This window comes from Nocardioides sp. AE5, assembly GCF_031844485.1.
GTDB lineage: Bacteria > Actinomycetota > Actinomycetes > Propionibacteriales > Nocardioidaceae > Nocardioides.
Genome location: NZ_JAUZVI010000012.1, coordinates 56,987 through 79,660 on the forward strand (window position 1 = coordinate 56,987; position 22,674 = coordinate 79,660).

The 22,674-nt window shown below is 69.9% G+C and carries 21 protein-coding genes; 6 read left to right on the forward strand and 15 right to left on the reverse strand.

Going from position 1 to position 22,674, the window contains the following annotated elements:
• Positions 1 to 15 precede the first annotated feature (15 nt).
• Together Q9R27_RS15945 and Q9R27_RS15950 are read left to right on the forward strand one after the other, a co-directional pair.
• Positions 16 to 1,467, forward strand: coding sequence for a dihydrolipoamide acetyltransferase family protein (locus Q9R27_RS15945; protein WP_311253390.1), 1,452 nt, complete (start codon positions 16 to 18; stop codon positions 1,465 to 1,467).
• 129 nt (positions 1,468 to 1,596) lie between these two features.
• A complete protein-coding gene (locus Q9R27_RS15950) occupies positions 1,597 to 2,244 on the forward strand; it encodes a hypothetical protein (RefSeq protein WP_311253391.1) in 648 nt (215 codons plus the stop codon).
• A gap of 9 nt (positions 2,245 to 2,253) precedes the next feature.
• On the opposite strand, the gene Q9R27_RS15955 is transcribed toward Q9R27_RS15950, so the two are convergent.
• The 4 genes from Q9R27_RS15955 to Q9R27_RS15970 all read right to left on the reverse strand — a co-directional run bounded on the left by Q9R27_RS15955 (position 2,254) and on the right by Q9R27_RS15970 (position 7,861).
• Entirely contained in the window at positions 2,254 to 3,063 is an 810-nt protein-coding gene (locus tag Q9R27_RS15955; RefSeq protein WP_311253392.1) for an SDR family oxidoreductase, read from the reverse strand.
• 9 nt (positions 3,064 to 3,072) lie between these two features.
• Positions 3,073 to 4,551: a carboxyl transferase domain-containing protein gene (locus tag Q9R27_RS15960; protein WP_311253393.1), complete on the reverse strand. Its 1,479-nt coding sequence runs from the start codon at positions 4,549 to 4,551 to the stop codon at positions 3,073 to 3,075.
• Positions 4,552 to 4,587: 36 nt separating this feature from the next.
• The gene (locus Q9R27_RS15965) at positions 4,588 to 6,108 is read right to left on the reverse strand and encodes a M1 family metallopeptidase (protein ID WP_311253394.1); all 1,521 of its coding nucleotides are present in this window, start codon (positions 6,106 to 6,108) and stop codon (positions 4,588 to 4,590) included.
• Between the two features lie 133 nt (positions 6,109 to 6,241).
• Positions 6,242 to 7,861, reverse strand: a complete 1,620-nt coding sequence (locus Q9R27_RS15970) for a hypothetical protein (protein ID WP_311253395.1) — start codon at positions 7,859 to 7,861, stop codon at positions 6,242 to 6,244.
• A gap of 203 nt (positions 7,862 to 8,064) precedes the next feature.
• Between Q9R27_RS15970 and Q9R27_RS15975 the strand changes: the two genes are divergently transcribed.
• On the forward strand, positions 8,065 to 8,400 hold the full coding sequence (locus Q9R27_RS15975) for a 2Fe-2S iron-sulfur cluster-binding protein (protein WP_311253396.1): 336 nt from the start codon (positions 8,065 to 8,067) through the stop codon (positions 8,398 to 8,400).
• A gap of 6 nt (positions 8,401 to 8,406) precedes the next feature.
• Here the strand turns inward: Q9R27_RS15975 and Q9R27_RS15980 are convergent, their stop codons facing one another.
• Positions 8,407 to 9,078: a helix-turn-helix domain-containing protein gene (locus Q9R27_RS15980; RefSeq protein WP_311253397.1), complete on the reverse strand. Its 672-nt coding sequence runs from the start codon at positions 9,076 to 9,078 to the stop codon at positions 8,407 to 8,409.
• 14 nt (positions 9,079 to 9,092) lie between these two features.
• Complete coding sequence (gene fdxA, locus Q9R27_RS15985; protein WP_311253398.1) at positions 9,093 to 9,440, reverse strand: ferredoxin; 348 nt, start codon at positions 9,438 to 9,440, stop codon at positions 9,093 to 9,095.
• A gap of 53 nt (positions 9,441 to 9,493) precedes the next feature.
• Here fdxA and Q9R27_RS15990 point away from each other — a divergent pair, with 53 nt between their 5' ends.
• Entirely contained in the window at positions 9,494 to 10,309 is an 816-nt protein-coding gene (locus Q9R27_RS15990) for a methyltransferase domain-containing protein (RefSeq protein WP_311253399.1), read from the forward strand.
• 6 nt (positions 10,310 to 10,315) lie between these two features.
• Here Q9R27_RS15990 and Q9R27_RS15995 read toward each other — a convergent pair whose 3' ends face one another.
• From Q9R27_RS15995 to Q9R27_RS16005, 3 genes are read right to left on the reverse strand one after another with little or no spacing between them, the layout of a single operon-like run.
• Entirely contained in the window at positions 10,316 to 11,245 is a 930-nt protein-coding gene (locus Q9R27_RS15995; RefSeq protein WP_311253400.1) for an oxidoreductase, read from the reverse strand.
• A complete protein-coding gene (locus Q9R27_RS16000; RefSeq protein ID WP_311253401.1) occupies positions 11,242 to 12,048 on the reverse strand; it encodes a maleylpyruvate isomerase family mycothiol-dependent enzyme in 807 nt (268 codons plus the stop codon). Before Q9R27_RS16000 ends, Q9R27_RS15995 begins: the two co-directional genes overlap by 4 nt.
• Before the next feature lie 9 nt (positions 12,049 to 12,057).
• A complete protein-coding gene (locus Q9R27_RS16005) occupies positions 12,058 to 12,567 on the reverse strand; it encodes an FBP domain-containing protein (protein WP_311253402.1) in 510 nt (169 codons plus the stop codon).
• A gap of 45 nt (positions 12,568 to 12,612) precedes the next feature.
• Here Q9R27_RS16005 and Q9R27_RS16010 point away from each other — a divergent pair, with 45 nt between their 5' ends.
• The gene (locus tag Q9R27_RS16010; protein WP_311253403.1) at positions 12,613 to 14,382 is read left to right on the forward strand and encodes a thioredoxin-like domain-containing protein; all 1,770 of its coding nucleotides are present in this window, start codon (positions 12,613 to 12,615) and stop codon (positions 14,380 to 14,382) included.
• 5 nt (positions 14,383 to 14,387) lie between these two features.
• Here Q9R27_RS16010 and mnhG read toward each other — a convergent pair whose 3' ends face one another.
• From mnhG to Q9R27_RS16040, 6 genes are all read right to left on the reverse strand, one after another.
• Positions 14,388 to 14,756: a monovalent cation/H(+) antiporter subunit G gene (mnhG, locus tag Q9R27_RS16015; RefSeq protein WP_311253404.1), complete on the reverse strand. Its 369-nt coding sequence runs from the start codon at positions 14,754 to 14,756 to the stop codon at positions 14,388 to 14,390.
• Between the two features lies 1 nt (position 14,757).
• Positions 14,758 to 15,054, reverse strand: a complete 297-nt coding sequence (locus tag Q9R27_RS16020) for a monovalent cation/H+ antiporter complex subunit F (RefSeq protein ID WP_311253405.1) — start codon at positions 15,052 to 15,054, stop codon at positions 14,758 to 14,760.
• Positions 15,054 to 15,623: a Na+/H+ antiporter subunit E gene (locus tag Q9R27_RS16025; protein WP_311253406.1), complete on the reverse strand. Its 570-nt coding sequence runs from the start codon at positions 15,621 to 15,623 to the stop codon at positions 15,054 to 15,056. The genes Q9R27_RS16020 and Q9R27_RS16025 overlap by 1 nt, the downstream gene beginning before the upstream one ends.
• A complete protein-coding gene (locus Q9R27_RS16030; RefSeq protein ID WP_311253407.1) occupies positions 15,620 to 17,311 on the reverse strand; it encodes a Na+/H+ antiporter subunit D in 1,692 nt (563 codons plus the stop codon). Before Q9R27_RS16030 ends, Q9R27_RS16025 begins: the two co-directional genes overlap by 4 nt.
• A gap of 2 nt (positions 17,312 to 17,313) precedes the next feature.
• A complete protein-coding gene (locus Q9R27_RS16035) occupies positions 17,314 to 17,769 on the reverse strand; it encodes a Na(+)/H(+) antiporter subunit C (protein WP_311253408.1) in 456 nt (151 codons plus the stop codon).
• Positions 17,770 to 17,902: 133 nt separating this feature from the next.
• The gene (locus tag Q9R27_RS16040; RefSeq protein ID WP_311253409.1) at positions 17,903 to 20,803 is read right to left on the reverse strand and encodes a Na+/H+ antiporter subunit A; all 2,901 of its coding nucleotides are present in this window, start codon (positions 20,801 to 20,803) and stop codon (positions 17,903 to 17,905) included.
• Positions 20,804 to 20,922: 119 nt separating this feature from the next.
• On the opposite strand from Q9R27_RS16040, the gene Q9R27_RS16045 reads away from it, so the two are divergent.
• The gene (locus Q9R27_RS16045) at positions 20,923 to 22,656 is read left to right on the forward strand and encodes a protein kinase domain-containing protein (protein ID WP_311253410.1); all 1,734 of its coding nucleotides are present in this window, start codon (positions 20,923 to 20,925) and stop codon (positions 22,654 to 22,656) included.
• The last annotated feature ends 18 nt before the right edge of the window (positions 22,657 to 22,674 follow it).

Sequence of the window (22,674 nt, forward strand, 5' to 3'; positions counted from 1 at the left end):
GGAGGGGAGTCAGAGATGGCTGAATTCAAGCTGCCCGACGTCGGTGAAGGCCTCACCGAGGCAGAGATCGTCTCCTGGAAGGTCACGGTCGGCGACACCATCGAGATCAACGACGTGATCGTCGAGATCGAGACCGCGAAATCCCTGGTCGAACTTCCCTCGCCGTACGCCGGCACGGTGCTCGCCCTCCTCGTCGTCGAGGGGGAGACGGTCGAGGTGGGCACCCCGATCATCTCCGTGGGTGACGCCGACTCGGCGGAGGCGGAGATCGACCTCTCCAACCCGGCCGCCTCCGGTGGCGGTGAGGGCGAGAGCCTGGTCGGCCGGATGAAGGCCGAGCGCAGCAGTGCCCGTCGACCACGACGCAAGCTCGCCGATGCCGCTGCGGAGCACACCGCCCGTGCCGAGGTGCACGACGTCTTCAACGCCGGCGCCCCGCCGCAGCGGGAGAAGGTCGAGCGCATCGTCGAGGCGATCACCCCGAGCGGTGCCGATCCGATCAGCCCGGTTCCGGCCCATGCCACACGGGAGTCCGGTCCGCCCGAGCGGTCGACCTCGCCGCGGGCGCTGGCCAAGCCACCGGTGCGCAAGCTCGCACGGGACCTCGGCATCGACCTGGCGAGCCTCACGCCGACCGGCCCGCAGGGCACGGTGACCCGTGACGACGTACAGGCTGCTGCTCAGACTGCGATGCCCGAGCAGTACGCCGGCGCCGAGCATGAAAGGGGGCAGGGCGACGTCGTGGCCGCTGCGGAGCCCGGCCGGCTGCGTGAATGGCGCGAGCCGATCAAGGGCGTGCGCAAGATGATGGGCCAGGCGATGGTCGACTCGGCCTTCAGCGCCCCGCATGTGACCGAATGGATCACCGTCGACGTCACCCGCACCATGGAGTTCGTGGCCCGGCTCAAGGAGCGGCGGGAGTTCGGTGACGTCAAGGTGTCCCCGCTGCTGGTGCTGGCCCGGGCCGTGGTGCTCGCGATGCGGCGTACGCCGGAGATCAACTCGTTCTGGGACGACGCCGCCGGCGAGGTGGTCTTCAAGTCGTATGTGAACCTCGGCATCGCCGCGGCCACCCCGCGGGGACTGGTCGTGCCGAACATCAAGGACGCCGACGCGCTCTCGCTGCTCGAGATGGCCGAAGCGCTCGGGGCCCTGGCTGCCACTGCCCGTGAGGGCAAGACCCAGCCGGCCGAGATGAGCGGCGGCACCTTCACCATCACCAACGTCGGCGTCTTCGGCGTCGATGCCGGGACGCCGATCATCAACCCGGGTGAGTCCGCGATCCTCTGCTTCGGCGCGGTCAACAAGCGGCCGTGGGTGGACGCCGACGGCGAACTATGCGTCCGCGACGTCACCACACTGGCGCTCTCCTTCGACCACCGCCACGTGGACGGCGAGAAGGGGTCGCGCTTCCTGGCCGACGTCGCCAGCATCCTGGAGGATCCGGCGAGCGCGCTGCTCTTCTGAGAGCAGGCCAGCCTCCGCGCGGGTCTCCCCGATGCCCGGGAACTCGACCGAGTCAAATGAGCATCCTCACGACATGAGATGAGTCGCGTCAGGGATGCGCCAAGCCCGGGGGTGGACTGAACTGGTGCCATGCATGCACTGAGGCGATCCTCCACGACCCGGGTTCTCGTCCTGCGCGCCGCGGCAGCTGGCTTTTGTCTGGCGCTTGTGCTGACCGGATGTTCCTCAGGGGAGGAAGCCGGGGGCAACGCCGACGGCGAACAGGACCAGGGCACAACTGGTCAGCAGGCAGGCACGAATCCCGACGGAGGCGGCGCAGGCACCAACGGCGATGGGGCAAACTTCGCCGCGGGTCGGGTCTGTGACGTCATCGAGCCGGCCCTGGAGGAAGTGGCCGCCCGTTTCGGGGAGGATCTCTCGGTCACCATCGACAGTGTCTCCTCGCCGATGGCGTCGATGTGCGCCATCAAGCTGACGGTCGAGTCCGAGAGCGGCCCCCTGGGGGCGGGCTTGGTCGTGAAGCTGCTTCCTTCCCTCTACCGGGATGTGGCTTCTGCGGCCGAGCTGTATGACTACCCCTCCATGGCGGCGCCCGGCACGGGCGACGGGGTCCTGATCGACACCGGGGGGAACGGCGCCACGGTGCTCATGAGTTCCGGGGGCCGGGTGATCGCGGTCGAGGGCAACTACTCGTTCACGGCCGAAGAGCACGGCGTACGCCCGGTCACCTCAGCCACCGCCGAGTCCGCGGCAGTGATCAAGGCGTACGCCGAGTGAGCCGACCGGTCAGAAGCGCATCTTCCCCATCAGGTCCTGGTCGCTGACCGGCAGGCCCTTGGGGCGCATCAACGCGTCGGTGCCGCCGTCCACGAAGATCGTGGTGCCGATCACGAGGGAAGCGGCATCGGAGAGCAGGAACGCGATCACCTCGGCCACCTCCTCGGGGCGTCCCGGACGGTCCAGCGCCGTCGGATAGGCATCGGCGTAGACCCCGAACGTGGGATCCTCCCGCAGCGCGTCCGTCATCGCCGTCTTGGTCACCCCCGGGGCGACCGCATTGAGCCGGATCCCGGCACCGAGCCACTCCGCGGTGATCCCCTCGCGCCGTGCCCACCAGGCGAGTGCCGCCTTGGTCGCCGGATAGACGGCGACGGCGTCGAGTTCTGCCACCGCGGCGCGGGCGGCCTCCTCGTCGTCGGCCAGGAGCAGGTCGGCCAGTCCGTGGTCCCAGGCCGGCTGGCAGGTGACCGAGTTGGAGGAGATCACCACCACCGCGGACGAGCCGGCGGCCACCAGTTGCGGCCGCAGGGCGCGGACCAGTTCCACGGCACCGAAGTAGTTCACCGAGGCGACCAGTTGCGGGTCCACTCCGGTCAGTCCGGCAACCCCGGCGCACGGGACCAGGCCGTGCAGCACCGGTGCAAACTCCTGGATCCCGGCGATCGCCTGGTCCCGCCCCTGCGGGGTGGAGAGGTCGGCGACCACGTCGGCATCGTGGCGGTCCACGGTGACCACGGCATGGCCCTGGTTGCGCAGCAGGGTGGCGGTGGCGGCCCCGATCCCGGAGGCGGCGCCGGTGACGGCGTAGGTCTTCATGCGCCCAAACTAGAGGTAACGGGCGCTCCGCTTCGCCACAGGTCCCGCTCCGTTGGACAGCAGTTCGGCCAGTTCGAACTCGAGCACGGCGCCGACCCGGCGGCAGAATTCCCCGGGCTCGTCGGCGGCGTCGGGTCGTTCGGCCACGATCCGGTCCACGATGCCGCGGGCATGCAGGTCGAGCGCGCGCACCTGCTGGGCCCGGGCCATCTCGGGGGCGTGGTCGAGGTCGCGGTGCACAATCGCGCTGGCACCCTCCGGCGGCAGCGGGGAGAGCCAGGCGTGTTGCGCGGCGATGACCCGGTCCGCGGGCAGGAATGCCAGCGCGCCACCGCCGTTGCCCTCACCCAGCATCAGGCAGAGCGTCGGCGCGTCCAGGGTGACCAGATCGGCCAGGCACCGGGCGATCTCGCCGGCCAGGCCACCCTCCTCGGCCTCCACCGAGAGCGCCGCGCCCTGGGTGTCGATCACGGTGACCAGGGGCAGGCCCAGTTCGGAGGCGAGCCGCATCCCGCGCCGCGCTTCGCGCAGCGCTTCCGGCCCCATCGGGTGGTCGGTGGTCTGGCCGCGGCGGTCCTGGCCGAGGAAGACGCACGGCGCGTCGCCGAAGCGGGCCAGTGCGATCAGCAGGCCCGGGTCGGCCTCGCCCTGGCCGGTGCCGTTGAGGGGGACCACGTCGCTGGCGGCGTACTTGAGCAGGCGACGTACGCCGGGACGGTCCGGGCGCCGTGAGCGGGTCACCGCATCCCACGTGTCGACGTCGGGGATCTCGTCGTCGGCCGGTGGTGCCACTGCGGCGATCCCGGTGCGGGGCGCGAGCAGGATGGCCAGGGCCCGGTCGACGATGTCAGCGATCTCCTCGGGCGGCACGACGGCGTCGATGATGCCGTGCTCGTAGAGGTTCTCCGAGGTCTGCACGCCTTCGGGGAACGGCTTGCCGTAGAGCGCCTCATAGACCCGGGGTCCGAGGAAGCCGGTCAGCGCGTTCGGCTCGGCGACGGTGACGTGGCCCAGTGATCCCCACGAGGCCATCACCCCGCCGGTGGTGGGGTGGCGCAGATAGACCAGATAGGGGAGCCCGACCGCCTTGTGCTGGGCCACGGCGGCACTGATCCGCACCATCTGCACGAAGGCAGGGGTGCCCTCCTGCATCCGGGTGCCGCCACTGATCGGCGCGGCCAGCAACGGGATCTGCTCCGCGGTGGCGCGCTCGATGCCGGCAACGAGCCGGTCCGCGGCATCGCGGCCGATCGAGCCGGCCAGGAAGCCGAACTCACCGAGCAGGATGCCGACCCGCCGGCCCCGGATCCGGCCCTCGCCGGTGATCACGGATTCGTCGACGCCGGACTTCGCGGCCGCCCGCGCCAACTGGGCGGCGTACTCGTCGTCGACGCCGACCCGGGCCGGTGCGGTGTCCCACGAGGTCCAGGAGTCGTCGTCGAGGACGAGGTCGATCAATTGCCGGGAGTTCAAGCGCTCAGTGCTCACCGGATGAGGCTATGCCAGATCGGGAGATCGTTGCGCTCAGGACCGGGGCGGGGTCTCCTCGCCGAGCAGCCAGGCGTCGAAGAAGGCGGTCAGGTCCTCGCCGGTGTATTCCTGGATCCAGGCCAGGTATTCCTCGCGGGTCGGGTTGCCCATCGGGTTGACGGTCGGCCAGGTCCGGACCATGTCCCAGAAGCGGTCGTCGCCGAGCATGCCGCGCAGCTCGTGCCACATCAGCGCGGGCCCGTAGTAGACATTGCTCTCCGCGAACCTGCTCGCGTCGTAGTTGCCCGGCGGCCCGGCGTCGGCGCGGAAGCCGACCTCGTACGTCGCCCAGTTGTCCATCACTGCGTCGATGGTGATGCCGGTGGCCTCGGCCTCGTAGACGCCCTGCAGGTACATCGCCATGCCCTCGTTCATCCACATGTCGCGCCAGTCGCTGGGCGAGACGATGTTGCCGTACCACTGGTGGGCGATCTCATGCACCACCACGTCCGGCGACAGGGTGTACGCCGTGTTGCCGTAGGTGATCATTTGCTGGGTCTCCATGGCGCTCTCCGAGTCCACCACCACGGAGCCGAGCGAACTGAACGGGAACGGCCCCAGATAGCCCTCCAGGAAGTCGAGCGCCTGTGCGGTGTAGCGCATCGCCTCCAGGTGCTCGGGATGGTCCGGGGAGGTCCAGTAGACCAACGGCACCCCGGAACCGCTGGTCTCCTCGGTCATCTCGTATTCCGCGATCGCGATCGTGATCAGGTAGGAGGAGGCGGCCGAGTCGAGGTGGAACTCGGTGACGTTGTTGCCGTCGACCTCCTCGCGGGAGACCAGTTCACCGTTGGCGACGCCGACGCGGGGCGCGGGCGTGGTGATGGTGAAGTCATAGAACGCCTTGTCGGAGGGGTGGTCGTTGACCGGATACCAGGTGAAGGCGCCGTACGGCTCCTGCATCGTCCACGCGTCCCCGCCGTCGGTGATGGTGAAGCCGACCCCGTCGAAGTCGCTGCGGGTGGTCGGCGCCGGGTAGGGCTCGGGGGTGCCGGCGTACTCGATGCGGAGCAGGTGGCGGGCATCCTCGGCGGCGTCGACGTTGATCACGAGGTCCTTGCCGGTGTGCTCGAACTCCACGGCCTGACCGTCCAGTTCCACGGAGCCGACCTCCAGGTGCTCATCGAGGTCGAGTTGCAAGTGGTCGGCATCGGTGGTGGAGCGCAGTGCGATCTCGGCCACGCCGGTGAGGATCCGGTCCTCACCGTCCCAGGCGAGGTCCAGGTGGTAATGGAGTGCGTCCACGCCCGGGTCGCCGACGTCGGGATAGTTGCTGTCCTCGCGCGGTGTGCTCAGGGCCGCGTCGTACGCCGGGTCGTTGGGGTCGATCGAAGGCCGGTGTGGCGCCGTGCCCGGCTCCCCGACGATCGCTCCCGGGGCGTGCGTGGTGTCGTCGGCACGGACGGCGCCGATGACGAACACCGCGGCCACGGCGAGCACCACCAGGCCCACGAGGGCCCCAAGGGCAGGAACGAACGGGCCAGTGGCGCGGCGGTCGGAGGGCTCCGGAGGCATGGAGGGAGGTTACCTGTCCGGACAGGACTTCCGCGGAAGACGAGGTAAGGCTGACAGTGGCGTGCGATTCATCGGCAGGACGTGGTTGGTGACCGCCACCAATCGTGGGTGACCCGCGCCCGCGCCGGGCGGTTCACGCTCCGAGGAGTTGTTCTTCGAGTTCGGCGAGGTGTTCGGGGTCGGGTGGGAGGCCGGGGTAGGTGCTGTCGTAGCCGATGTCGTGGGGGTTGGAGGTGATCCAGATTTCTGCGATGGCGCGTGTGAGTTCGTCCTCGCCGGTGAGTGCTCTGCCCAGGAGGGGGTGGAGGAGATGGGTGCCGGTCTCGTCGACGAGGCGGTACCTGTCGTGTGGGGTGCGCCAGACGTAGGTGCCTGGCTTGAGTTGTCGCACGGTGTGGCCGGCGTGGGTCTTGACCCTGTGGGCGTATCTGCTCAGGGGTGCTGCGTTGTGGGTGCCGGTCTGCCCCGGCGGTGCCTTGCCTGACTGAGCGTGTTGGTAGGGGTTCACGTGGTCGATGTCGGTGCCGGCCCTGCGGTCGCCGCGGGTGGAGTGGGGGAACGGTTCGACGGGGTTGATCAGGTGGATGCGTTCGCGTAGCCACTGCGGGTGTTCGTAGGCGTTGATGTTGAGGTGGTCGTTGAGGTCGATCACTGGCTTGATGGTGACGTGGGCGGCACCGGTGATGTCCTTGACGTGCTCGTAGAGGCGGGGACCGCCGCCGTCTTCGACCCGCACCACCCCCGTACCGGTCCCGTCGAGGGCTGCTTGGTGGAGGTGGAGGTAGACGACGGCTTGGGGGCGGAGCTTGGCCGGGTCGATCCCGCGGAGCACCTCGAGCAGGCGTGCAGGGAAGCCACGCACCCAACCAGCCCCCGGCTCATCACTGGCCTCATCGTCGGGCTCTGCGTCCTCCCCGGGGTCAGCGCCCGTATCTGCGTCAACTGATGCCGACTCGGCGTTCTCGGCGGGGTCCGCAGCGTCGTCGGCGTGTTCGAGGAGCAGTGCCAGGAGTTCTGCGGGGCGGGCGAGCCATCCGAAGGCTTCGGAGCGGCGCAGGTCGACGTCTCGTTCGGGGGCACCGGTGGCGGTGTCGCGTTCGGCGAGGATGTCGGCGATGCGCCCGATCAGCGCATCAACCCAGACCGCGTCCCCGTGCTCCACACGCGCGATCACATGACGTAACCCTGCCTCATCCACCCGCCCCACCGACACATACCGGCGGGCCCTCTCGGTGGCGATGCGCCGCGCGTGCTCCTCAGGGTTCGCCTCGATGACCTTCGCCTCCACCAACGTGAACAACCGACCCGGCTGCTCACCCGCCAACGCATCAGCGACGGCAGCGTCCACGTAGCCCGCTTCGGCGTGGGTGAGGTGGCGGGTCATCCGTGCCACCCGGCGTGCCACCCACACCTCGCATTCAAGTGCTTCGACGACCTGCCAGCAGCGTGGGAGGCGGTGGATCAGGTCGAGCACGTCGGCCATCGTCGACCGGGTCGCCAACACATGCGTGCGCCGCGCCAACGCCAACTCGGCCAGGCTGAGGTCCTGGACCGGTGGCGTACCCGCCCCACCCACCCGCACCAGACGCGGCCCACCGCCGGTCTCGTGGACCGGTGGTTCGCCGTGCAGCGTTCCCCAGTGGGCGCAGGTCTGCAGGTCCTCCACGTCCAGCCCACGACGCCGTTGCAGGGTGGATTCCGCGAGCGCCAACAATGCGCCCGCGTCCATCTCCCACCGCTGCAGATCTTCCATGCCAGCACTCAACCAGAGACCACCGACACAACCTCCCTACACCGGAACCGGACGGCGCGTATTGCGTTCGAGACGGCGCCGCCAGACGTGTGAACGAGGGTTGCCGGCGGGCCGAGCGGCGGCTGGCGTCCCAGCAGGTGACCCAGGCGCCTCGCGCATGTCCTATCGTCAGCAAGCGGGTTCGCGAAGGACAAGGGGGACTGATGGCAGACGTGACTGCACCGTGGGTGAGCTTCACCGATCCCGCTGGCGACACGCTCGTGGTCGATGCCCGGGTCGGGGAGTCGGTGATGCAGGTGGCCCGACGCCATCGCATCCCCGGTGTCCTGGCGGACTGCGGCGGATTCATGCAGTGCGCCACGTGCCATGTGTACGTCGACGAGGCGGACCGGGCCGGCTTGCCGCCCATGAGCGAGGACGAGGACATGATGCTGGAGGGCACCGCCTCGGAACGCCTCGCGGGATCCCGGCTGTCGTGCCAGCTGCCCATCGGCGAGCACACCACCCTGCGCGTCACGCTTCCCGCTCGGCAGCGCTGAGCTGGCTCAGTCGACCGTCCCCAGGTGGGTCAGGCAGAGATCGGGCTCGACGAACGGCTCGAGTCCGACCACGTCGAGCGGGGCTCGCCAACTCTCCAGCGCCCCGCTCATCAGGCCCCAGTGCACCGCGCACACCACCTCGGAGCGATTGCCCGCGAGTTCCAGGAACGGGCAGTGACGCAAGCCGATCACGGGCAGCGACCGGCCACGTTTCCGTCGTACGTCGGGCGCGAAGCCGAGCCGGTCGAGCAGGCCGGCCAGGCGGACCACCGGGTCCTTGTCGGCGGGCTTCGCCTCATCCTCGAGTTCGGCCATGCGCTCCCGGGCCCAGCCTCGGCCCGCGTCGAGGGCGCGGCGTTCCGGCGCCACAGATGCCTGCTCCGCGACCAGGGCCCGGGCCAGGATCTCCGCCAGGAGCCGGTACTGCCGCGGACCGGTCGGGTCCATGCCCGGGGTCGCGCTGAAGAGCAACGGCGGTCTGCCAGGGCCGTGGTCCTCGGCGATGCTCCGCTGTGCCTGCCCGGACGCGACCAGTCGCTCCAGGTGGAACCGGGCCGTGTTGGCATGGATGCCCAAGGCGTCGGCCACCTCGGTGATGGTGGCGGGTAGGTCCAGACTGCGCAGGTGCGTGATGACCTCGCCACGACGTCCTCGCTCGTTCCCGATGTCCGCGGCCATGGTCGAGGAGTCTGTCACGCCTGGCTCTGCGGCGGCAGCGCCCGCACCAGTGGGGCATCGACGTCGAGTGCCCCCATCTTTGCTGCGCCGCCGGGGGAGCCGAGTGCGCCGTCGCGACCGGGCAGGGCCTCGGCGAAGAAGGCCGCGTTGTCCTCTTCGAAGGGTGCCCACTGTGCGGGCAGATCGTCCTCGTAGAAGATCGCCTCCATCGGGCAGACCGGTTCGCACGCCCCGCAGTCGACGCACTCGTCCGGATGGATGTAGAGCGAACGGCCGCCTTCGTAGATGCAGTCCACCGGGCACTCGTCCACACAGGCCCGATCCATCACGTCGACACAGGGCTGGGCAATCACGTAGGTCATGCCCTAGAGTTTATACAACTTCCTGTTGTAATAAATAGCTGGAGGCGATGACAGTGGCGAAGGCGAGCGAACCCGTGGATCCGGACCTGCCTGACGCGGGGCGTGGCGACCAGGCAGCGGCTGGGCACTGGCTGCTGGCCCGGCTGGGCAAGCGGGTGCTCCGCCCGGGCGGCATCGAGCTCACCCGCACCCTGCTCGGTCGGGCGGAGTTGCCGGGCGCCGATGTCGTCGAGCTGGCCCCGGGCCTGGGGCGGACCGCGGCGGAGATCGTGGCTGCCCGGCCACGCTCCTACCGTGGCGTCGACGCGGATCCGGCCGCGGTCAGGGCCACCGGTCCGGTGGTCGCGGCGTACGGCGAAGTCCGGGTCGCCGATGCCGCCGAGACCGGACTGGACGACGCCAGCGCCGACGTGGTGGTGGGCGAGGCGATGCTCACCATGCAGGGGGATAAGACCAAGGACGCGATCATCACCGAAGCCGTGCGCCTGCTGCGCCCCGGTGGCCGCTACGCCATCCACGAGCTCGGGCTGGCCCCCGACGACCTGCCCGACGACGTCAAGACCGACGTACGCCGGGCCTTGGCCCGCTCCATCAAGGTCAACGCTCGACCGCTCACCGTGGCCGAGTGGAGCGACCTGCTCACCGGGCACGGGCTCGTCGTCGACCACGTCGACACCGCCCCGATGGCGCTGTTGCAGCCGCGCCGGCTGGTCAGCGACGAGGGGATCGTCGGTGCCCTGCGGTTCGCACGCAACCTGCTCACCCACCCCGACGCCCGCCGCCGGGTGCTGGCGATGCGCAAGACCTTCCGCACCCACCGCAAGCACCTGCTCGCCGTGGCGGTCACCGCACACAAGCCGACCGGCTGAGGCCCCTCAGGCCGGGTGCGGCCAGGCCCACCCGACCGTGGTCTCGCTGAGCTCCCACATCGCCCGCTGAGCGGCCTCATCGCGGGCCAGCCGCGACGGTTTGACCACCTCGGGCAGGCCCCGGAACCCGCCGAAGCCGCGCGGCCCGACGTACGTACCCCCGGGCAGGTCCGCGGTGGCCGCCATCAGCGTTGGCAGCGCCCCCATCTCGGCGCTCTGGGCACCCACCTTCATCACCGCATCGAGGATGCTGGACGCCGCACCGGATCCCTTGAGCGTCTGGCCGTGAGCAAGCAGGTGGGTCGCCGCATAGCCCGGGTGCGCGGCCAGCGCCTGGACCGGAAGTCCCGCGGCCCGTGCCCGCCGGTCCAGTTCGTAGGTGAAGAGCAGGTTTGCCAGCTTGGAACCGCAGTAGACCGACCAGCGGTTGTAGCCCGGCACCGGCTGGTGCGGGTCGTGCAGCGGAGCCTTGCGGGCCCGCAGGTGCGCGTTCGAGGAGACGGTGACCACCCGGCCAGCGCCCGAGGCGACCAACTGGTCGAGCAACAGGCCGGTGAACAGGAACGGCCCGAAGTGGTTGGTGCCCAACTGCAGGTCCAGCCCATCGACGGTACGCCGCTGCGGTGTTGCCATCACGCCGGCGTTGTTGACCAGGACGTCGATCGGCCCCAGCGTCGCGGCCTCCTTCGCGGCGGCCCGGACCGAGGAGAGGTCGGCCAGGTCCACGAGAAGGTCGGCCAGGTCCGCCCCCGGGACCACACTGGCGATCGCCCGCTGGGTGGTCGCCAGCTTCCCCGGCGACCGGGCGGCCAGCACCACCCGGGCGCCGGCGCGCGCCAATTCGGTGGCGGTGACCTGGCCCAGCCCACTGGTCGCCCCGGTGACCAGGAAGGTCTTGCCCGACTGGTCACCCAGATCGGCCAGGGTCCAGGTCACGGGGTGGTCCGATAACTCTCGACGACCGACTCGGCAAGCGTGGTGTCGCCGTGGTAGGTCACGTCGGCGGGAGTACGACGCCCCCCGGCCATCACGATGAACTCCTCTGGTGCCATCTCGATCGCCGCACTCGGCTCGACCAGTCCGGTCACCGGTCGGGCCCGGCCATCCTCGCCGATCTCCACGCTCCGCTCGCCGAACCCGAGCACCACCAGGCTGACCGTGGTCCCGGGCGGCGGCGCGACCCGCTTGCCGACGATCACCGGCAGGGCGTCGAGCAGGTAGTCGATGGTGTGCTTGGCGCCGGCGGTGTCCAGGTTGCCGGGCCGCCCGACGGCGCGACGGATGTCCTGTTCGTGCATCCACACGTCGAGGGGCCGGTTGCGCAGCAGCGTGTTCCAGTCCCAGTCCACGCCGCCGAAGACGCGCGACGGCTTCGCGGAGCCATCGGTGGGTGGGTCGTCCAGCAGTTCGGTACGCCGCTTGGTCGTGGACTCGCGGATCTCATTGATCAACTCATCAGGAGTGGCCCCGCGCCGAGCCACCACGCCCTGTTCGGTGTAGATGCCCATCGGGTTCGTCACATGGCCGGGCTCGCCGACGTCGACCGTCTCCTCCGGGGCCCCGGCCAACACCGCCTCCAGGTGCGCGGTGTGCGCGGCGATGTCGTGCACGCTCCACCCCGGCAGGTCGGTCGGGTTGGTCCAGTCCGCCTCCGGGATCTCCTCCAGCAGTTGGGTGAAGTCGTCGATGGCGTCCCACCACGTCTCGATCCAGCCGGCCAGCCGCTCTGCGTCGCTCATGGAGGCAGGCTATCCGGCAGCGCGCGGCCTGCCCATCACCCTGGCCACGAAATCGGCCAGGTTCTGTTGCAGTCTGGCCACCCTGGCCTCGGGCGGAAGTGTCTCTCGTACCGCCGCTGCGCTCGGCACCTTCCGTCCGCGCGCATAGAGGGAACAGGCCAGGTCGCGACAGATGTGGATGCCCGTCGAGTCGCCCTTCCGGCCGGACGCACCGGTCTTCGGGGCCACCGCCAGGCAGACCCCGTCCCCGGCGTGCGGGGTGATGCAGAGCTGGCACATCTTGGCGCGGCGTACCGAGGGGTTGCCGGGGGCGGACTGGCGCAGCAGCAGGCCGACCAATCCTCCCTCGTGTGGCACCACCAGGTAGGCGCGCGACGAACCCGATGGGTCCGGCCAGCCGAGGAAGTCCAGGTGCTCCCACGCCACCTCGGCCAGGTCGGGCAGGCCGGCACGCTGGGCCTCGCCCTTCGAGCAGTTCACGAACGACGCCCGGATCTGGTACTCGCTCAATGGCTCCACCCGGGAAGGGTACGCGCCCTGGCCCCACGGGGGAGAATGGTTTTCGTGACCACCTCTGACTCGCGGATCCCCCGGGTCCGGGCCCCCGAACTCCGCGGCCGCGGTTGGCTCAACACCGCGGCGCCGCTGGGGTTGCGGGATCTGCGCGGCAGGTTCGTCCTGCTCGACTTCTGGACGTTCTGCTGCATCAACTGCCTCCACGTCCTCGACGAGCTGCGCGCCGTGGAGGAGGAGTTCGCCGACGAACTGGTGGTGATCGGGGTGCACTCCCCGAAGTTCGTCCACGAGGCCGACCCGGCCGCGCTGCGGGCCGCGGTCGAGCGGTACGCCGTGGCGCACCCGGTCCTGGATGACCCGGAGCTGGTCACCTGGCAGGCGTACGCCGCCCGGGCCTGGCCGACGCTGGTGCTGATCGACCCGGAGGGATACGTCGTCGCGCACTATGCCGGTGAGGGCCACGCCCACGCGATCAGTGCGCTACTCGGCGACCTGGTCCCCCGCCACCGGGAGCAGGGCACGCTGCAACCCGGGGATTCGCCGTACCTGCCGCCCGTGCCGGAAGGCACCGACCTGCGCTTCCCGGCCAAGGCGGTCGCGCTCGCCGATGGTGATCTCCTGGTCGCCGACGCCGGCCACGGCGAGGTCGTCCGGCTCTCCGCGGCGATGGAAGTCCGTGCCCGGCACGGTGGGTTCCGCGAGCCGAACGGACTCTGCCTGCTGCCGGTCGGGGTCGCGGCCGAAGTCGGGTACGACGTGGTGGCCGCCGACACCACCGCGCACCGGTTGATCGGGCTGGACTCCGCGACCGGACGCACGCAGGTGCTCGCCGGGGACGGGACCCAGTGGATGCAGGGCGACGGCACCGACCGCCTCTCCAGCCCGTGGGACGTGGCGTGGTGGCAGGGCCGGGTCTGGATCGCGATGGCCGGGATCCACCAGTTGTGGACCTTCGATCCGCGCACCGGCGCCGTCGAGGTGACCGCGGGCACCACCAACGAGGGCTTGGTGGACGGAGCACTGGAGCAGGTTTGGTTCGCGCAGACCAGCGGACTTGCCGCCGATCCGGCACGCGACTGCCTGTGGCTGGTGGACGCGGAGACAAGTGCGCTGCGCGTGATCCGTGACGGCGCCGTGGAGACCGTGATCGGCGAGGGGCTCTTCGACTTCGGATTCGTCGACGGCGACCGTGCCACGGCCCGGATGCAGCACCCGCTCGGGGTGGCGGTGCTGGGTGACGGCACCATCGCGGTCGCCGACACCTACAACGGAGCGTTGCGCCGCTTCGACCCGGACACCGGCCTGCTCTCCACGATCGCGACCGGACTGGCCGAACCGAGTGGCCTCGTGCTGATTGACGCGGAGGGTGAGCAGGCGGCGTACGTCGTGGAGTCGACGGGCCATGTGCTCACCGAGGTCGACCTCGCCGGCGCGGCCGAACACTCCGGGGAGCAGACCCGCACCCAGCGCCCGGTGGCCGAGGTCGGCGCTCGGCTCGAGCTGCGTACGCCGTTCACCCCGCCGCCCGGGCAGAAGGTCGACGACCGGTTCGGGCCGAGCGCCCAGCTCGTCGTCACCGCGACGCCGCCGGCGCTGATCCGCTCCGGGGACGGCCGCGGCACCGACCTGCACCGGAGTCTGGAGCTGGATCCGGCCGTCGGGGACGGCGTACTCCATGTGGCGGCACGTGCGGCGTCGTGCGACGTGGCCGCAGGCGAGGGTGCCGCCTGCCGGATGCACCAGCAGGACTGGGGCGTGCCAGTGCGCGTGGTGGCCGGAGGCGAGGTCGAACTGGTCCTCCCGCTCGCCGACGCCTGAGGTGCTCACGGGGCGCCGCGGGGCTCCTTCATTTCCGGGAGGACGTCGGAGAGCTCGTCCACGATCAGCCGATCCGGATCGACCTGGCCGGCGCGGAAGGAGGCCCGCCCGACCATGTGGTTGGCCACCGGCGAGGTGACCAACTGGAAGAGGGCCACCAGGGCGAGCAGCCCGATCGCCTCGGGTTCGCGGAGCCGGAAGCCCAGACCCACCAGGACCAGGATCAGCCCGAGCACCTGCGGCTTGGTGGCGGCGTGCATCCGGCTGAGCAGGTCGGGCAGGCGCAGCACGCCGATCCCGGCGATCAGCGCCAGGGATGCCCCGAGCACGAAGCAGACGGCCGCGATGGTGTCGGCGATGGTGGTCCATTCCATCTCAGTGCCCCCGTCCGTGCTCGGATCGACCGGAGTCGATGTGGTCGTTGCCCTTGGTGAAGCGGGCGATGGTCACCGAGCCGACGAAACCGAGCAGGGTCAGCACCAGCAGCAGCGGCAGCGTGGACGTGTGCTGGTTGATCGCTGCCTCCAGGGCGAGCGCACTGATCCCGACCGCGACCATCACGTCGAGCGCGACGGTCCGGTCGAGCACGGTTGGGCCGATGGTCACCCGGATCAGGAGGAACAGGGTGGCCAGGGCGAGCATTCCGGCGCAGACATGGATCACGACCTCCATCAGGTGACTCCCTCCGGGTCCGGGCTGGGGGCTGGAGCGGGCGTGTCGACGGGAGTGGTGTCCACGCCGAAGGCGCGGACCACCCGGGCCTCTTGGTCGAGCACGCGTTGGCGGAACTTCTCCACGCCCGCCTCGTCCTTCACGTCGAAGGCGTGGAAGAAGAGGGTGTGCGTGGAGCGCCGCGCCTCGATGGCCAGGGAGCCGGGGATCAGGCAGATCATCTCGGCGACCACGGTCAACACGAAGTCGGAGTCGGTGCGCAGGTCGACCTCGACCACCGCATTGCGCAGGTTCTTCGTCGATCGCAATGTTGCCCACGCCACCTGGGTGCTGGACACGATGACGTCCACCAGGAACCTCACGAGCAGCCACAGCAGCGGGATCACGCGCACGTGCAGCCGCATCCCGAGGCGGGGCAGTGGGAAGAAGAGGCAGGTGGCGAGCGCAACCACGAAGCCGAACGCAGCCTGTCCGAGGCTGAAGTCGCGCCACAGCATCATCCAGACCAGCGTCAGCCACAGCAGCACGGGCCACTGCACCAGCTTGTGGCGTGGGGTCCTGGGGCTCATCCGTCCTCCCCGAGCACGGCATGGACGTACGGCGTCCGCTCCAGCAGGTCATCCGCCGCGCGGTCGGTGAAGCCGAAGAGGGGGCCGGCGACGACGGTCAGCACCAGGCTGAAGGCGATCAGGGCGGTCGTGGGCAGCACCATCGACAGCGGCAGCCGCTTCGGCAGGCTGTTGTCCGCCAGTCGCTGGTAGAGGTCACGGTCGGGGGCGTCGGAGTCGATCACCCGCCGGGCCTCCTCCAACTCACGGGTGCCGAATGCTGTGCCGGCCATGTGGATGTGCTGGCCGTGCCGGGTGATCTCGTGCTTGTCGTCGCTGGCCTCCTGGCCTTCCTCGAGACCGGGCAGGGCGAGCATCATCTCGTGCGCTTGCTCCGGGGTGCGCCAGAAGGCAAGGCTCCAGGTCTTCGCCACGGCGTACAGGGTGAGCAGGCTGGTGATGGTGCCCCCGGCGACCAGGACGAGGGCGAGCCAGCTGCCGTCGTCGATGCCGGCCTGGAGCAGGCCGACCTTGCCGATGAAGCCGGACATCGGCGGGATCCCGGCCAGGTTCATCGCCGGCACGAAGAAGAGGATCGCCAGCACCGGCGACAGGGCGGCCAGGCCGCCGATCCGGATCAGGCCGGTGCTCCCGGCCCGGCGTTCGATCAGGCCCACCACCAGGAAGAGTGCGGTCTGGATGGTGATGTGGTGCGCGACGTAGAAGATCGCCCCGGAGATGCCTGCGGCGGAGGCCAGCCCGATCCCGAAGATCATGTAGCCGATGTGGCTGACCAGGGTGAACGACAACATACGCTTGATGTCGCTCTGCGCGATCGCGCCCAGGATCCCGATCACCATGGTCAACAGAGCCGCCCACAACAGCAGGTCGGACAGGTGCGAGTCGGGGAAGAGCAGCACCTGCACCCTCAGGATCGCGTAGACGCCGACCTTGGTCAGCAAGCCGGCGAAGACCGCGGTGACCGGTGCCGGGGCGGTCGGATAGCTGTCCGGCAGCCAGAAGGAGAGCGGGAAGACGGCCGCCTTGATCGCGAACGTGGTGAGCAGCAGGAGCTGCAGCATCAGCGAGGTGCCGTCGGAGACCTCGCCGAGCCGCTGTGAGAGCTGGGCCAGGTTGAGGCTTCCGGTGGCGGCATAGACGGCGGCCAGGGAGACCAGGAAGAGCGCCGAGGAGAGCATGTTCACCACGACGTAGATCGTCCCGGCGCGGATCCGGGCCTCGGTGCCGCCGAGGGTCAGCAGCACATAGCTGGCGAAGAGCAGCATCTCGAAGCTGACGAACAGGTTGAACAGGTCGCCGGCCAGGAATGCGTTGGAGACGCCGGCGACCAGGACCAGGAAGGTCGGGTGGTAGACGGACATCGGCGCCTTGCGCGAGTCGCCGGTCATGCCCTGACCGAGTGAGTAGAGCAGGACCAGCAGGGTGACCACGGCGGAGACCAGGAGCATCAGTGCCGCCAGCCGGTCTGCGACCAGGGCGATCCCCAGCGGCGAGGCCCAGCCGCCGACCCAGAGCACCTGCGGGCCGTTGCGGTCGGCCTCGACCAGGAGGATCGCCGCGATGGCCGCGATCGCGGTCAGGATGGAGATCGTTACGAAGCGTTGCGCGCGGGGGCGGCGCGACAGCATCAAGGTCGTGCCGGCCCCGAAGAGCGCCAGCACGACCGGCAGGGGAACGAGTGCGGTCATCGTCACTGTTCGGCCCCCTCTTCCTCGTAGACCTCTTCCTCGGCGTCCTCCTCGGCGGAGGCCTCCTGGGAGAGCTCGTGGCTGTCGGACACGTCGTCGGTGGCGGCCAGTTGGCGGATCGCTGCGTCCTCGAGGTCGTCCTGCACGTCGTCATTGCCGTTGAGTTGCCAACTGCGGTGCGCCATCGCCAGCAGGAAGGCGGTGGTGCCCAGGGCGATCACGATCGCGGTCAGCACGAGCGCCTGCGGCAACGGGTCGGCCATCTCCTCGGTGGGAGCGGTGCCGATGATCGGCGGCTTGCCGGCCGGTCCTCCGGCGACCATGAAGAGCAGGTTCGCGCCGTTGCCGAGCATGATCAGGCCGACCAGCACCCGGGTCAGGCTCCGCTCCAGGATCAGGTAGACCCCGCAGCCGATCATGAAGGACGCGGTGATGATCAGGGTCAGGTTCGCGCTCACGCGGTCCCCCCGATCAGGATCGCCGACCGGACCGGTGCACATGCACCGAAGCGGCCCTGGGTCCGGGTCTGCCGGGGCCGTTCGGGTGCACCTGCACCGTTGCGATCCGGGACGACGGGCACGACGAGGGAACTCACAGTCGGGCACCTCCTGCGGCGGGAGTCTCGGCCTCGCGCTCCTCGCGCAGGATCTGGCGGTCCAGCCGGCTTCCGAAGGTGCGCAGCAGGTCCAGCAACAGGCCGACCACGACCAGGTAGACACCGACGTCGAAGAAGGTCGAGGTGACCAGGTGCGGATCGCCCAGCGGGCCCAGGTGGAAGGTCAGCTCGGCGCTCTGCAGCACCGCCCCACCGAAGGCCATCGGGGCCAGGGCGGAGGCGGTGGCCACGAAGAGGCCGGTCCCCATCAGCATGCCGGCGTCCACCGGTGCCGCCTCGTCGAGCTCATAGCGACCACCGGCCAGGTAGCGAACCACCAGGGCCAGGCCGGTGACCATGCCCGCCGCGAACCCACCGCCGACGTGGTTGTGGCCGGCGAAGAGGAGGTAGATCGAGAGCACGATCATGGTGTGGAACATCAGCCGGGTGATCACCTCGAAGATGATCGAGCGACGGTCCGGGGTCAGCGTCCGTGGTCCCGGCAGCCAGACCCGGCGCCCGGGCGCGGTCGGGATCTTCTCCACGGTCTCGGGGTAGGGGATCTCGAAGACCCGACGGATCCCGGACATCCGGGTGTCGAGGAAGATCAGGCTGGCAACACCGGTGGCGGCCGCGACGAGCACCGAGATCTCGCCCATCGTGTCCCAGGCGCGCATGTCGAGAAGGATCACGCTGATCATGCTGTGCCCGCCACCGAACTCGAGCGCCGGGCCGGGGAAGCCGTCGGAGACTGGCGGCTGGCTGCGGGCGTTGGTGGCCAGGATCATGAAGCCGGCGACGCCCAACCCGACGGCGGCGCCGAGCGCCATCCGGAACCAGCGCCGGTTGCTCAGCGGGCGGTCGGTGAAGTAGTCGGGCAACCGGCGCAGCACGAGGACGAAGACCACCAGGCTGGTCGTCTCCACCAGCACCTGGGTCAGGGCCAGGTCGGGTGCCCCGTGGAGCAGGAAGAGCATCGCCGTGCCATAACCGGTGACGCCGACCAGGAGAACGGCGCGCAGGCGCCGCCGCGACCGGGTGGTGAAGAGCGCGGCCAGGATCACGATCGCGCCGACCACTGCCTGGGCGGGGTGGTCCCAGGCGATCACGTCGACGGAGCCACTGAAGTTGGCGACCATCACCGCTCCGGGCAGGGCCAGGACCACGAGCAGGATGAAGGTCAGGTACGCCGCCACCGAGCCGACCTGAGTGGTTCCGGTGACCTCGACCGCCGCCCGGTCCAGGGAGCGCATCCCGTTGCGGTAGATCCGCTCGGTGCTCCACGTCCAGGAGGTCAGTGCCTGGAACTGGGCGAACACCTTCCGCTTGACGAAGAGGAAGACTCCGATCAGCACCACGATCCCGGAGAGCGCCAGAGGCAGTCCCAGCCCGTGCCACAGGGCCAGTTCGGCGTGGTGCGCCCCTTCGGGATAGAGCGCCAGGTGCGGCTCGAACAGGCGGGTCAACCCCGAGCCGGCGAAGCCCAGTCCCAGGGTGAGTGCGGCAAGCACCACGGGTGCCGCCGCGAAGCCCGCCGGCACCGGCTTGGCCGGGGCCGGGGCGACGCCCTCCTTGGTGGCGAACGCGGCCCACAGAAAGCGCAGTGTGTAGGCCATGGTCAGGACCGAGCCGAGCACGATGCCCACCACGACCAGCCATCCGGCGTACGACGCGATCCCGGTGCCGTCGCCGCCGGTGGTGCTGGCCACGTCCAGGAGTGCCGCGAAGACGCTCTCCTTGCCGACGAAGCCGAGCATCGGGGGGAGCCCGGCCATCGACGCCGCGGCGACCACGGCGGTGGCGAAGACCACGGGCATCCGCCGGGCCAGGCCGGACAGTTCGCGCAGGTCACGGGTGCCGGTGGACTTGTCGATGATGCCGACCACCAGGAAGAGGGTGGCCTTGAAGAGCGCGTGGGCCAGCAGCATGGCCAGTCCGGCCAGGGCCGCGGCGCGGGTGCCGATGGCGAAGATGGTGAGCAGGAAGCCGAGCTGGCTGACCGTGCCGTAGGCGAGCAGCAGCTTGATGTCGTATTGGCGCAGGGCTCGCCAGCCGCCGAGCAGCATGGTGAGTACGCCGAGGGTCAGGATGATGCCGTGCCATCCGGCGGCCAGGGCGAAGCCGGGCGCCAGCAGGGCGACCAGGAAGACGCCGGCCTTCACCATCGAGGCGGCGTGCAGGTAGGCGCTGACCGGGGTCGGGGCGGCCATCGCGCCCGGGAGCCAGAAGTGGAACGGGATCAGTGCGGACTTGCTCAGCGCGCCGACCAGGACCAGGACCAGTGCCGCCGTGGCCATCGCCCCACTGGGCGGGTCGGCGATGAGTTCGCTGGCGCGGTGGGTGCCCGAGAGCTGGCCGAGCATCAGGATCCCGACCAGCATGGCCAGGCCGCCCAGCGTGGTGACCACGAGCGCCTGGGTGGCGGCCAGGCGGCTGGCCCGCTTGGCGGGGTCGTTGCCGATCAGCAGGTAGGAGAAGACCGTGGTCAACTCCCAGAAGACATAGAGCAGCAGGAGGTCGTCGGAGAGGACCAGGCCGAGCATCGCCCCGGCGAACGAGACGAAGACGCCCGCGAACCGGGCCAGCGAGGGATCGTCATTGTCGAAGTACCACGCACAGTAGGCCATCACCAGGACCCCGATGCCGCTGACGATCAGCACCATCAGCCATTGCAGGACGTCCATCCGCAGGGCGATGTCGAAGTCCAGGCTGGGCAGCCAGGAGATGGTGCGGACCACGGAGCCGCCGTCGCGGATCGTGGCGGTCTGCGCCAGGGCCCAGACCAGGGTGGCCAGCGGCACGGTTGCCAGGGCCAGGAAGACGCGCCGCCCGAGCAGTCGGGTCAGGGCAGGGGACAGCCCGGCAATCGCGAAGTGAGCGATGACGAGAGCGAGCAAGCGCGTGGGCCTCAATGCGGGGGGTCCGGGATGAGTTGATTCTAGTGAATCCCCGTGCCGATCTAGACTCGGTCTCAGCAGATTCAGGCTTCTCGGATGTGAAATGGGGTGGACCGCCCATGAAACGGCTCCCCATCAGCGGCGAGTCCTTCGGGCGCTACCGGCTGGCCCGCAAGCTCGGGCAGGGCGGCATGGGCGTCGTGTACGCCGCACAGGACACCACCCTGGACCGCGAGGTCGCGATCAAGCTGGTCAACCCGCTGCACGCCGACGACCCCGACTTCAGGACCCGGTTCGCCGTCGAGGCGGCAACACTGGCGCGTCTGGACTCGGCCCGGATCGTCAGCATCTATGACCACGGCGAGGTGGACGGCGTCCTCTACATCGTCACCCAGCTCATCGACGGTCCGGACCTGGCCCGGCTGGTCCGGACCGACGGACCGATGCCGCCCGGCCAGGCGCTGGCAGTCCTGGCCCAGGTCGCCGAGGGGCTGCAGGACGCGCACGCGGTCCAGGTGGTGCACCGCGACGTCAAGCCGGCCAATGTGCTGTTGCGCCACCGCGGTGACCTGGTGGAGGCGTTCCTGTGCGACTTCGGGATCGCCGTACTGCCGGACGTGGACCTGTCCCGGACCGGGACCGTGGCCGGGAGCCTGCCCTACATGGCACCCGAACGGCACAGCGGTGCGCCCGCGGGCGTCTCGGGTGACATCTATGCGGTGGGGTGCATGCTCTGGCATGCGCTGACCGGGTCGGCGCCGTACACGGGAACCGACGTCGAAGTCGCGATGGGCCACGTCCAGGGGCCGATCCCGCAACTGCCGGGGCGGGGAGCGTTCACTGCCGCGGTCAATGACCTGCTGAAGCGGACCATGGCCAAGGACCCGGCGAAGCGACCCGCCTCGGCCGCACTGCTGCATGCAGAACTGGTGGCGCTGGCGGCATCGGCGCCGGATGCCGTCACCTTGCCGGGGATGACCAGCATTCGTCATGGCCTTGCCAAGCAGCCCCCACGCCGCGCGGCATGGCGGCAGGCGGTGCTCGCTTCCGCTGCCGTCGCCGCGGTGTTGCTCGGCACGGTGTGGACCACCTCGGATCGCGGTCCGGAGCCCACAGCGTTGGGCGGAACCGCGCCGACGAGCCCTGCCCAGGAATCGTCCGACGGCGGTGACGTGCTCGGCCGGGACGCCAGTGCTCGCCCGACCCGGCCCGGCGATCAGGAGGCAGGTGCCCGGGCGCCGCTCGAGGCTGCTTCCGATGGCCTCGGGCAGGGTGCCGATGCGAGTACGCCGGCGAACCCCCGGACCTCGTCCGCGCCGCCGCCGGCCGTGGTCACGGCCCCTGGGCTTCCTCCGGCGACCACCACGGTGCCGGCGCCAAGGCAGTCCCGGTTCGTCTGCTGGAACGGGGCCAGTGCCAATGCGCTCTCCGAGTGCAGCAACCCGACCGGGCTGAAGGGGGCCCAGTGGGTCTTCGGTGGGATGAGCAACCTGAAGTGCAGCAAGCGCAATCTGGCCTGGACGGACAAGGAGAAGGAAGCCTTCGTCTGCGACCTCGGCAACGGAAACCACGCCTACATCGCGCGGTGGGGCTCGGTGAAGGTGGCCCGCAACCAGCTGGAGAAGCACCTGGGCACCACCAGCAACCCGTGGTCGCCGGGCAACATCGTCTATGGCTGGAAGATGACCAAGAACCAGGCTGCCGGCAAACTTCAGTTCACCGCCCGGATCTATCAGGGGTCGGTGGTCTGGTCGGTGCAGATCTCCGCGAAGAACAAGGATGCACGGGCCAAAGGGCTCGACAAGGTCAAGCCGTTCCGGAACCCGACCTACCTGCGCGGACGACCCCGTTGAGGAAGCCGCCCGCGCAGG

Excerpts from the sequence above, each read along its gene's own strand:
- Q9R27_RS15950 (WP_311253391.1), top strand. The coding sequence starts at position 1,597 with ATGCATGCACTGAGGCGATCCTCCACGACCCGGGTTCTCGTCCTGCGC.
- Q9R27_RS15980 (WP_311253397.1), bottom strand. The coding sequence starts at position 9,078 with ATGGCCGCGGACATCGGGAACGAGCGAGGACGTCGTGGCGAGGTCATC.
- Q9R27_RS16045 (WP_311253410.1), top strand. The coding sequence starts at position 20,923 with ATGAAACGGCTCCCCATCAGCGGCGAGTCCTTCGGGCGCTACCGGCTG.
- Q9R27_RS15965 (WP_311253394.1), bottom strand. The coding sequence starts at position 6,108 with ATGCCTCCGGAGCCCTCCGACCGCCGCGCCACTGGCCCGTTCGTTCCT.
- Q9R27_RS16030 (WP_311253407.1), bottom strand. The coding sequence starts at position 17,311 with ATGACCGCACTCGTTCCCCTGCCGGTCGTGCTGGCGCTCTTCGGGGCC.
- mnhG (WP_311253404.1), bottom strand. The coding sequence starts at position 14,756 with ATGGAATGGACCACCATCGCCGACACCATCGCGGCCGTCTGCTTCGTG.
- Q9R27_RS16000 (WP_311253401.1), bottom strand. The coding sequence starts at position 12,048 with ATGAGCGACGCAGAGCGGCTGGCCGGCTGGATCGAGACGTGGTGGGAC.
- fdxA (WP_311253398.1), bottom strand. The coding sequence starts at position 9,440 with ATGACCTACGTGATTGCCCAGCCCTGTGTCGACGTGATGGATCGGGCC.
- Q9R27_RS15975 (WP_311253396.1), top strand. The coding sequence starts at position 8,065 with ATGGCAGACGTGACTGCACCGTGGGTGAGCTTCACCGATCCCGCTGGC.
- Q9R27_RS15955 (WP_311253392.1), bottom strand. The coding sequence starts at position 3,063 with ATGAAGACCTACGCCGTCACCGGCGCCGCCTCCGGGATCGGGGCCGCC.
- Q9R27_RS16025 (WP_311253406.1), bottom strand. The coding sequence starts at position 15,623 with ATGAGCCCCAGGACCCCACGCCACAAGCTGGTGCAGTGGCCCGTGCTG.
- Q9R27_RS15970 (WP_311253395.1), bottom strand. The coding sequence starts at position 7,861 with ATGGAAGATCTGCAGCGGTGGGAGATGGACGCGGGCGCATTGTTGGCG.
- Q9R27_RS16020 (WP_311253405.1), bottom strand. The coding sequence starts at position 15,054 with ATGGAGGTCGTGATCCATGTCTGCGCCGGAATGCTCGCCCTGGCCACC.
- Q9R27_RS15945 (WP_311253390.1), top strand. The coding sequence starts at position 16 with ATGGCTGAATTCAAGCTGCCCGACGTCGGTGAAGGCCTCACCGAGGCA.